Source organism: Flavobacterium sp. GQ95 (assembly GCF_059758655.1).
On sequence record NZ_JCAXEB010000002.1, the window covers coordinates 1 to 11,430 of the forward strand.

The 11,430-nt window shown below is 32.8% G+C and carries 7 protein-coding genes; 2 read left to right on the forward strand and 5 right to left on the reverse strand.

Features of this window, described 5'->3' with window-relative positions:
* Positions 1 to 198: 198 nt before the first annotated feature.
* The 5 genes from AC6CH4_RS04690 to thrA all read right to left on the reverse strand — a co-directional run bounded on the left by AC6CH4_RS04690 (position 199) and on the right by thrA (position 8,565).
* Positions 199 to 714 carry a CinA family protein gene (locus tag AC6CH4_RS04690; protein WP_498100620.1) on the reverse strand — a complete coding sequence of 172 codons (516 nt, stop codon included), beginning with the start codon at positions 712 to 714 and terminating at the stop codon, positions 199 to 201.
* A gap of 244 nt (positions 715 to 958) precedes the next feature.
* Entirely contained in the window at positions 959 to 3,289 is a 2,331-nt protein-coding gene (locus AC6CH4_RS04695; protein ID WP_498100622.1) for a TIR domain-containing protein, read from the reverse strand.
* Between the two features lie 184 nt (positions 3,290 to 3,473).
* Complete coding sequence (gene thrC / locus AC6CH4_RS04700) at positions 3,474 to 4,763, reverse strand: threonine synthase (protein ID WP_498100624.1); 1,290 nt, start codon at positions 4,761 to 4,763, stop codon at positions 3,474 to 3,476.
* A 273-nt stretch (positions 4,764 to 5,036) separates the two neighbouring features.
* Complete coding sequence (locus AC6CH4_RS04705; RefSeq protein WP_498100626.1) at positions 5,037 to 5,957, reverse strand: homoserine kinase; 921 nt, start codon at positions 5,955 to 5,957, stop codon at positions 5,037 to 5,039.
* A 160-nt stretch (positions 5,958 to 6,117) separates the two neighbouring features.
* Positions 6,118 to 8,565 carry a bifunctional aspartate kinase/homoserine dehydrogenase I gene (gene thrA, locus AC6CH4_RS04710; RefSeq protein ID WP_498100628.1) on the reverse strand — a complete coding sequence of 816 codons (2,448 nt, stop codon included), beginning with the start codon at positions 8,563 to 8,565 and terminating at the stop codon, positions 6,118 to 6,120.
* Positions 8,566 to 9,200: 635 nt separating this feature from the next.
* On the opposite strand from thrA, the gene hutH reads away from it, so the two are divergent.
* Positions 9,201 to 10,715, forward strand: a complete 1,515-nt coding sequence (gene hutH, locus AC6CH4_RS04715) for a histidine ammonia-lyase (RefSeq protein WP_498100630.1) — start codon at positions 9,201 to 9,203, stop codon at positions 10,713 to 10,715.
* Between the two features lie 48 nt (positions 10,716 to 10,763).
* Entirely contained in the window at positions 10,764 to 11,408 is a 645-nt protein-coding gene (locus tag AC6CH4_RS04720) for a DUF47 domain-containing protein (protein ID WP_056250900.1), read from the forward strand.
* Positions 11,409 to 11,430 lie beyond the last annotated feature (22 nt).

Consider the following 11,430-nt stretch of genomic DNA (forward strand, 5'->3'; position numbering starts at 1 on the left):
TAAGATCTCTTTTTTTATGTTGAATTGCCAGCGCTAGCGTCCCGCTCGTGAACGTTTCAATTGGTTTTTGAATTTCTTTGTGTTCACTAGCGGGACGCTTGCGTTAGCAGGGTTTATAAACAGGACGCTTGTGCTAGCGGGGAATATCCTGTAAGGTTGCTGTTGTAATCATTGGGGTAAAAAAATATTTTGCAAAAATTAAGAAACAGGTTTATTAATAACCTCTAAGATTTGTTCTAAAATTAAATCGACTGTTTTTTCTCTTATCTCATTTCTTATTTCAATTTCGTCAGTCTTGTGGAAATCTATTATTTTATCAATTTGATAAACTTCTTTATTATAATGTATGGCAATATATACTTGCCCTAATTTTTTAATTACCCCTGAGTCTTTTAATGGTTCAGATGCAACTCCTGTAACTGCTACATATAATTGTGCATTTGAATAAGTTTTTATTAAACCGTTAACCATTTCAACTGTGGTTTCAATTGATTCAGCAGAATATTTTAATAGAGTTTGTGGGTTTACCCCTAAAATAGAAATTTTAAGCTCGGGGCTATATGTTACAATACTACCTTTAAGGATACTAGAAGCTCCAGGAATAGATGCAATTGTACTAGCTAAAAGTCCTGCAGTGATGCTTTCTGCACAACATATCGTTATCTTTTTATCGGATAATTGAGAATTAAATTTTTGTATTGTTTCTATATTCATTTCTTTTAATTAAGAATGGTTTATTATTATTATTTAACGTGAGCGTCTCGCTCGTGCCGGCTCCGATTGAAATATGCATCTCTTTGCGTTCACGAGCGAGACGCTCGCGCTAGCATGGGAAATATTAGGATTTAATTTAAAAGCTAATTATAATACAGTAATTTGTTTATATAAAACTACAGATTAACAATTTAAAAAATCTTAATATACGGTTTTCCTTTTCGTTCGTGACTGTCAAGAAATTTTAATATTCTATATCATTTTCAACACTGCTATCTAAATCATTTAACTCATCATATGCTTTTCTCATATCTCTTTTTCTGAAAATTTCTAATAGGGATTTTTTAGGATAAGATTTATTATCATTTAGTTTCATAGCTTCATTTAAAATTTGTGTAGATTTTGATAAATCATTATTTACATAAAATTCATATTCTCCTTCCATACATCTGTAAACGTCTTCAGCTTTTATATCTGCACTATTTTTTACCGATTTCATTAAAGCTTCTAAAATCTGAATTTCGCTATGTGAAAAATGATTCCCTTGCCTGATTAATGAAATAAAATAAGAATGAATATGAAAAATATTTGTCTTTTTCCTTTCATAATTATCTTTTGCGAGCGATAATGCCTCTTTATATTGCCCTTTATTAAGATATATGTTAACTATTTCTCTTTTTGATATTGAATGTTCTGGGTAAACCTCTAATGCTTTAAAAAAATATTCTAATGCTTTTTCTCTATTTTTATCATGTCGGTAAAAGAAGCCAAGAAGGAAATAATAATCTAAATTATTAGTTTCATTTTTAAAATATCCTATGTAATCAAAGAATTTTTGGTTTCTTGTTCTTGCATAAGCCAACGTCAACCTGTAATTAGTTTCCCAAACTAATTGCTCATCGTAGTTTTTAGTCTGAAGTAATTGTAAACAAATCTTTATTACATATTCATAATTTCCTTTATCATATTCCCTAATTATATTTTTAATTATTAGTGCAGGAATAAAATATTTTTTTGGAATTTTTTGCTCAGTTTCAAGCATTTTTTGAATTGTTATAATAAATTCTGTATAATCATTTTTTAATAGATCATCTAGATCTTCTTTTAAAAGACCTTTGATTACAGCAGTTAATTTTTCTTCATAAATAGGATTTAATGAAAGTTTGGATCTGTTAATATAATCTGAAATGTATGAATTCAATTTTACATATTCGTAACTTGAAAACATAAAATTAAACACTGATAAATCATATAAGGTTTGTATTGCATTAGTTGTCTTTTCATTATCTCCAAAAATTTTATTTATTAGATCTAAACTAAATATTTCATTTTTTGACAAAAATATTATGATCTCATATGCTAATTCGTTCTCTTTGATGTGATTAACTACAGTGCTTGTAAATGTATCGGAGAATTGAACAATTTCATTTATATTTCTTTTTGCATCTGGTAAATTTATGGCAATTTGGTTTACAGCATAAATTATTTGTGATGGTATACCATTTAGATGATCTACAAAAAATTTTTTCTCTTCAATTTTTATATTCTCTAGATTATAAATGTTTAATAGTTTGATAAATAAATTTTTTGAATCTGGAACTGATAATTCTGGAATTCTAAATACCAAAGATTTTTTTTCCTTTTTTAATTTTATTTCATTAGGTCTATATTTTGAAATTAAGCAGAATGCTAATTGGTTATCAAAATCACTATCATTTAATAAGCTATTAAACCATTCTACTATTTGAGTGTTTGGTAATATAATCCCACCATCATCTATAATAAAAATAATCTCTTTAAAAGCTACAAATTCTTTTATTAAATCTTTTGCAATATTAATTTTTGATTCCAAAGTTTCTTCTGAAAAATCGTATTCAATTATAGAATCGTCTTGCTTAATTGTATTTAATTTGTAAATAAAATTTTCAATACTTTCTTTAGCATCAATTGATATAAATATAGGTTGATAAGAAAAGTCTACAATATTTACTTTTTTTAATGCATTTTTTAAAAAGGTTCTGCGCCCAATACCTTCGAAAAAATTATAAGCGATAATACAAGTTGGCATCCAATTCTCAAGATTGTTTATACTACTTTCAAATTTTTCCATTTGTTCATTTCTGCCTACAAAATTTCTTTCGATTTCTTCGTTATATTTATTTTTTTTAAAATTGATTTCTCTTAGACCTTGATTAATTTTTTTTAGTAATATGACTTCATTTCCAATATATTTTAAATTATAAGGTCTTGCAATCCACTTAGGAATTCGTGGATCTTCATGAGTAATTTTTTTATCAATGATTATTGGAAGAATTCTTTGAATTATATCGGAGGAGATATTATTTTTAGCTCTGTTAATTTCCTTTTTTACCCATCCTGATTCTAGGGATTTATCGGAAATAAATAGTACAAATAAATCTGTTTTATCCAATTCATTAAAAATTTGATCCAAGGTTTTGCTGCCAGCATCAAAAGTAATTTCATCTAAAACGCAATTCTGTACACCTAATTGCTTAGCTATTTTTCGTACTAACTCTTTGTCTGCACTACTATGAGATAAAAATGCTTTTGCCATATTATTTTATTTATTTATTTTGGAAATTAATTCTAGAAATATTAGTTTTTATAGCCTATTTTATTAAAATTGTCTAATCAAACATAATCATTTCCCTTACAAAAAACTAATCTTGATATAATTAAAAAACCACGAATTATAAATAACTAATCCGTGGCTTCTAAATTTATAAAGAGATAAATTATTACCCCAAAAACGCCTTCAATTCCTCATAACTCTTAATCTTCACACTAACCTTATCCTCATTCATAACACTTTCAATTTGTTCTGGAATCGGAAGTGTAATGCCTAAAGCAGGTTCAACAACATCTAAGAATTTAATAGGATGTGCGGTTTCTAAGAAAACACCAATCGCGTTATCGTGTTTTTGTAATTCTTTTTTCAAACCTAAATAACCCACAGCGCCATGAGGTTCTGCGATGTAACCATCGGTGTTGTAAATTTGTTTTAGGGCTGCGAGTGTTTCTTCATCTGTATAACTGTACGATGAGAAATCTTTTTCGAAAGCCTTTAAATCATTGTTGTACAATTCCTGAATTCTAATAAAGTTACTTGGGTTTCCAACATCCATAGCGTTTGAAATTGTTGCTTTAGAAGGTTTTGGATCGTATTGTCCGCTTTCTAAGAATCTTGGGACGGTATCGTTTACGTTAGTAGACGCTACAAAATGTTCAATTGGCAAACCTAATTTCTTTGCCATAATTCCGGCGCAGATATTCCCGAAATTCCCGCTTGGACAAGAGAAAATCAACGGTTTGTTTTGGCTCTTCAAAGCTTTGTAAGCAAAGAAGAAATAGAACATTTGTGGCAACCAGCGCGCAATATTAATGGAATTCGCCGAAGTCAGGTTTTTATGGGCTAAAGTTTTATCTAAAAACGCTTTTTTAACCATATCCTGGCAATCATCAAAAACACCATCTACTTCAAGCGCTTTAATATTTTTTCCTAAAGTCGTCAATTGCTTTTCCTGAATGTCACTCACTTTTCCTGACGGATATAAAATCACCACATCAACACCGTCAACGCCAAGAAATCCGCTAGCAACCGCACCGCCCGTATCTCCGGAAGTCGCTACCAAAACGGTATTTTTACTATCTTTTTTGTCTTTATTAAAATACGCCAGACAACGTGACATAAATCGAGCTCCAACGTCTTTAAAAGCCATTGTTGGCCCGTGCCATAATTCTAATGAATAAATGCCGTTTTCAACTTCCACAACCGGAAAATCAAAAGACAAAGTGTCTTTAATAATTTCGCGTAAGTTTTCCTCCGGAATATCATCACCCACAAATTGCTGAATCACATCAAAAGCAATATCGTTGTGGCTTAAATTCTCGATTACATTAAAAAACGCAGGATTTAAAGGCGTAATGATTTGCGGAAAATATAATCCTTTATCACTCGCTAATCCTTGTATTACAGCTTCTTTGAATGAAACTTCTGGTGCATTATGGTTTAAACTATAGTATTTCATTGTTGTTAAGTTCTTAGTTATTAGTAATTAGTCCTTAGTCTTAATCTTTAGTTTTTTTCAACTAAGGACTAATTACTAAGTACTCATTTCAAATAATTCTTAGTTATTAGTGCCTAGTCCTTAGTCTTAATCTTTAGCTTTTTTCAACTAAGGACTTTACTATGAACTAAGTACTCATTTTAAATAATTCTTAGTTATTAGTACCTACTCCTTTAGTCTTAATCTTTAGCTTTTCAAAACTAAGGACTAATTACTAAGAACTAAGTACTCTTTTTACAAAATTCTAACGCCATCTGGATTAATCTTCGAAACGTGAATTTCATACGGCAAATTCATCTTCTCATAAACGTCGCTCATGGCTTTAGCGATTTGATCGGCGGTGTTTTTTCCTCTGCTTAAAGCAAAAATCGATGGGCCAGAACCTGAAATTCCGGAACCTAAGGCACCGTTTTCAAGAGCCGTTTGTTTGATTAAATCAAAACCTGGAATCAAAACACTTCTTAAAGGTTCAACGATTTCGTCATGAAGTGATCTTCCAATCAAATCATAATCTTTGGTGTATAAACCGGCTATTAATCCGCCTACATTTCCCCATTGCATGATGGCGCTTTTCAGGGAAACGGTTTGTTTCAATACCGAACGCGCATCTGAAGTTTTCAATTCAATTTGAGGATGAACTACAGTCGCGTACAATTCTTCCGGACTATCAATTCGGATAATATCAAGCGGTGCATAACTTCTTACCAAAGTAAATCCGCCTAAAAGGGCAGGAGCAACGTTGTCTGCATGCGCGTTTCCGCTGGCTAATTTCTCGCCCTGCATCGCAAACTGCACCAAATCTTTACGGGAATATGGTCTTCCTAACAATTCATTAATCCCGAAAACCGCTCCGGCAGAACTGGCAGCACTGCTTCCGATTCCGCTTCCGGCTTTAATGTTTTTGTAAATTTCGATTTCAAATCCGCAATCGACATCCAGCGTTTCCAGCATTGCCAAAGCCGCAATACCTGAAACATTTTTCTCGGTTTCCAAAGGTAAATCGGCACCCACAATTTTAGTAATACGAACGCCTTTTTGATCGACTTTTCGAACAATCATTTCATCGCCCGCAGTATCTAAGCAAAGTCCAAGTACGTCAAATCCGCACGAAAGATTCGCGATAGTTGCCGGGCAAAATAGTTTAATTTCTTTCATTTCTGGTTGGTTTTGCCACGAAGGCACAAAGTCACAAAGTTTTTTTTGCTTTTGTGTTTTAGCCACGAATGCGCTAAGGCACAAAGTATATTTTAATTTTTAGGACACAAAGTTTTTTAGATTTAAAATTTAAAAACTTTGTGTCTTAGTGCCTTAGCGGCTAATTATTACCTATTCTGATGACGTCCGCAAAAATTCCTGATGCTGTAACCGCAGCTCCGGCTCCGGCGCCTTTGATCAATAACGGCTGATCTACGTAACGATCTGTGTAGAACAATACGATATTGTCTTTTCCTTCTAAATTATAGAAAGGATGATCTTTTGCGATGAATTGCAGGCCAACGCTTGCTTTTCCGTTTTCGAATTGCGCTACGTATTTCAATCTTGAATCTTTCGCTAACGCTTCTTCATAGATTTTCTCAAAATGAGGAGCGTGTTTAATTAACGATGCAAAAAAGGCTTCGTTATTTGTTGTGTCCAAACATTCGGCAGGTAAGAACGATTCGTTTGCGATAGCGTCAATATCCATTTCGTAACCGCTTTCGCGAATTAAGATCAGGATTTTACGGGCAACGTCAATTCCGCTTAAGTCAATTTTCGGATCTGGTTCTGTAAATCCCTGAACTCCGGCTTCTTTAACCACATCATGAAAAGAATTGTTCTTGTCAAAATTGTTGAAAATGAAGTTCAGACTTCCGGACAAAACCGCCTGGATTTTATGCACTTTATCGCCAGAAGCAATTAAGTTTTTTACCGTATCAATAATCGGTAATCCTGCGCCCACATTCGTTTCAAATAAAAACGGAGCGTTATACTGGCGGGACAAACTTTTTAGTTTTTTATAATTGTCATAAGCCGATGAACAGGCTATTTTGTTGCAGGTTACAACGGCAATACTTTCTTTTAAGAATTTCTCATACATTTCAGAAACGCTTGCATTTGCTGTAATATCCACAAAAATACTGTTACGTAAATTCATTTCTTTGGCACGAGCGATAAATTCTGTTGGAATGGCATGTTCACCTTTGTCTAAAGTCGATTTCCAGTCTTTTAATGAAATTCCGTCTTCGTCAAAAAGCATTTTTCTTGAGTTTGACAAAGCGATAACGCGAACGTTTATCTTTAAATTATCTTTTAAGAATTTTCTTTGGTTATGAATTTGCTCGATGAATTTTTCGCCCACATTTCCAACTCCCATTACAAATAAATTCAGCTGTTTTGTGTTTTCTTCAAAGAAGTTTTCATGTAAAGTATTCAATGCTTTTTTAACGTCTCTTTCGTTAATTACAGTCGAAATATTACGCTCAGAAGCACCTTGCGCAATCGCACGGATATTCACGTTGTTTTTTCCAAGAGTACTGAACATTCTACCGCTTAAACCCTGGTGGTTTTTCATGTTTTCTCCAACCAAAGCGATAATGCAAAGGTCTTTTTCTACAATGGCAGGATCGATTTTGTTTTGAAGAATCTCCACTTCAAAAGCTCTGTTGATGGCAGCTTCAGCACTTTCAGCATCCGAATTCAAAATCCCGATACAGATTGAGTGTTCAGAAGAAGCCTGAGTGATGAAAATAACGTTGATTTTTTCCTGAGATAATACTTCAAACAAGCGTCTTGATGAACCTGCAACTCCAATCATTCCCGGACCTTCAAGTGTTACAAGCGAAATATTATCAATATGGCTGATTCCTTTTACAACCGAATCTTTAGACGAAACCTGATCAGAAATCAAAGTTCCTACAGCTTCAGGTTCAAAGGTATTTTTAATTAAAATTGGAATATTTTTTCTTAAAACAGGCTGAATCGTTGGCGGATACAACACTTTGGCACCAAAATGTGACAATTCCATCGCTTCCTGGTACGAAATATTGGCAATTGGCTGCGCCTGTTTTACGATTTTTGGGTTGGCAGTAAACATTCCGTTTACGTCTGTCCAGATTTCTAATTGTGATGCATCAAGCGCTCCGGCAATAATGGCAGCAGTATAATCAGAACCACCACGACCTAAAGTAGTAGTGATTCCGTCAAGAGTTAAAGCTATAAATCCAGGTAAAATATTGATTTGCGAATCATTTTGATTAAAATATTCCTGAATCAATTGGTTTGAAATCTCAAAATTCACAACCGCTTTTCCGAAGTCAGCATTTGTTTTAATTAATTCACGACTGTCTTTATAAACTACATTTTTATCAATTTGCTGATACGCCTGTGCAATGATATAAGACGAAAGTAATTCTCCAAAACTCAAAATAGTATCAGCCGTTCTTGGAGATAATTCGCCTAACAAGAAACATCCGTCAAGCAAAGTTTCTAAGTGATTGATGATTCTTTTTATATGGCTCAACAAGCTGCTTTGTTCGCTAACCGGAATAAGTTCTTTTAAAGTGTCAAGGTGTTTTTTCTCGATTTCAGCCACAATTTCTCTAAAACTTTCGTCATTTGCTGCCGCTTTTGCTGCTGCCAATTGTAATAAATCGGTCACTTTGCTTAAAGCTGAAACCACAACAACTAATTGATCTTGTTTTGATTTTTGGTTAACAATTTCGAGAACGAGTTTTATATTTTGAGCATTGGCAACCGAAGTTCCGCCAAATTTTAATACTTTCATTTTGATGATTTTTTTCTTTTTATGCAAATATTTTTATGTATCCAATGACTTTCTTCTTTCACGAAAAAAGTATAGATAACCAGAATTATATGTAAAATGTATACCCCTAAGGGGTAGTAGTTGTTGTAGAAATTGTTGTAGCAGCAATTGCAACTCCAGTTAGAGTTGTCATTGTAGATTGATATTTTGCGCTGTTACTTTTCATTTTTGATGTTTCAAAAGTACAGATTTTTATAAAAGCGAAAAACCTTTATTTTCTTTTTGCGAATATTTTAATAATTCAAATCTCATTCATTTAATATTGAGGTTTTGTCAAGATTGAATATCATAAATTGATGTATTCGTATATTTAAACCTGTATTTGCTGGGAATACATGAGGTTAAAAGGTTGATTTTTATTAGAATATTGGATAAAAACAGTCATTAGTCTATAAATTAAGTAGGAAATTAATTTTTATAATAAGCTTTTGGGTTTGATTTTACAGAAGAAAAAATAAAGCCTTGATTTTGTATGATTAGTAATGTGAAATAGATAAATACGTAGAATTTCTTCTGTTCATTTTTTAATTATTATGAACAAATGTTGCTTTTTAATATTGATTTGTTGAATTTTGATGCCTTAAATTAAAAATGCTATGAGAGAAATCCATTATATAAGTACTGAAACCTTAAGCTTAGAAGATTTACAAGAAATCATTGTGAATCAGAAAATGCTTGAACTATCTGAAGAAGCAAAAATAAACGTTCAGAAATGCCGTGATTATTTAGATAAAAAAATGGCATCGCATTCAGAACCTATTTATGGAATAAACACTGGTTTTGGATCACTTTGTAATGTGAAAATCTCAAATGAAAATTTATCAAAACTTCAGGAAAACCTGGTAAAGTCTCACGCTTGTGGAACTGGTGAAGAAGTTCCTGCCGAAATTGTAAAATTGATGCTGTTGCTAAAGATTCAATCTTTGAGCTACGGGCATTCAGGAATTCAGTTGCAAACGGTAAGTCGTTTGGTTGATTTTTATAATAATGATATCCTTCCTATTATATATACACAAGGTTCACTTGGGGCATCGGGAGATTTGGCACCATTGGCCCATTTGTCTTTACCTTTACTAGGAGAAGGCGAAGTGCTTTTTGAAGGAAAGAAAGTGGCTTCCGCCGAAGTTTTAAAACAATTTAACTGGGAACCAATCGTTTTGCAGTCAAAAGAAGGGTTGGCTTTGTTAAACGGAACTCAGTTTATGAGTGCTTATGGAGCTCATATTTTATTGAAAGCGTATAAATATTCCTATTTAGCAGATTTAATCGGAACTATTTCTTTGGAAGGTTTTGATGGAAGAAGCGAACCTTTTAACGAATTGATTCATTTTATTCGTCCTCACAAAGGTCAAATTGTAACGGCGCAACGCATCAATGAATTTTTAGAAGGAAGTGAAATTATTGCTCAGGAAAAAAAACACGTTCAGGATCCGTATTCCTTCCGTTGTATGCCTCAGGTTCACGGCGCTTCAAAAGATGCGATTGATTACGTTAGAAAAGTATTCAAAACCGAAATTAACTCGGTTACTGATAATCCAAATATATTTATTGAAGCCGATCAGATTATTTCTGGCGGAAATTTCCACGGACAACCTTTGGCTTTAGCTTTAGATTTTATGGCAATTGCTTTAGCCGAATTAGGAAGTATTTCTGAAAGAAGAACGTATCAGTTGATTTCAGGTTTAAGAAATCTTCCGGCATTTTTGGTTGATAATCCGGGATTGAATTCTGGATTTATGATTCCGCAATATACTGCTGCAAGTATTGCTAGCCAAAACAAACAATTGGCAACTCCATCAAGTATTGATAGTATTGTTTCGAGTAACGGACAGGAAGATCACGTGAGCATGGGAGCAAACGGAGCGACAAAGGCGTTGCGCGTTATGGATAATTTAGAGCGTATTCTGGCAATTGAATTAATGAATGCTTCTCAGGCAATTGCTTATAGAGAGCCTTTAAAATCAAGCGATTTTATCGAAATGTTCTTAAGCAGTTACAGAGAGGTAGTGCCGTTGGTAAAGGAAGACAGAATCTTACATTACGACATTGAAAAGACAGTTGCATTCCTGAATAGTTTCCAAATTGAAAACGATTTGTTAACAATGGCTTAACATTATAGAATATTAATGAAGTAATTTTGCACTATCAAAAATAAAAAAATGTCAATAAACAGTATTTTCCAATTTTTAGTGCCGAAAGACAAGAAATTCTTTCCACTTTTTGAAGAGGCTTCAAGCAATTTAATTGAATTAGCTTCTAATTTACACGAAGCTGTAAACCTTCCATTAAAAGAAAGAGAAGTTCTTTTTCAAAAAATTGATGAATTAGAGCAAAGAGGAGAAGACATTACACGTCAAACCAATTTAGAATTGAGCAGAAACTTTATTACCCCATTTGATAGAGAGGATATTCACACCTTAATTACTTCTATTGATAACGTTGCTGATTACCTTCACGGCGCAGCAAGCAGAATGAGATTGTATCAGGTTGATAAGATTACAAAATCGATCAGAAAAATGACAGAAATCAATCTTGAAGCTTGTCAAAACATTGATAGTGCAGTAAAAGAATTGAGAAATTTAAAGAATTTCAAAGTCATAAAAGATGCTTGTGCCAGAATTAATAAATTGGAAAACAAGTCGGATAACGTTTATAACAAAGCAGTTTTTGAAATTTTTGAAAACGAAACAGATGCTAAAAATATTATTAAATATAAAGAGGTGTTATCTGTTTTAGAATCAGCAACAGATAAATGTAAGAGTGTTGCAAACATACTGGAATCTATTTCTGTAAAACATTCTTAAATTCAATTTATTTCATTCTGAA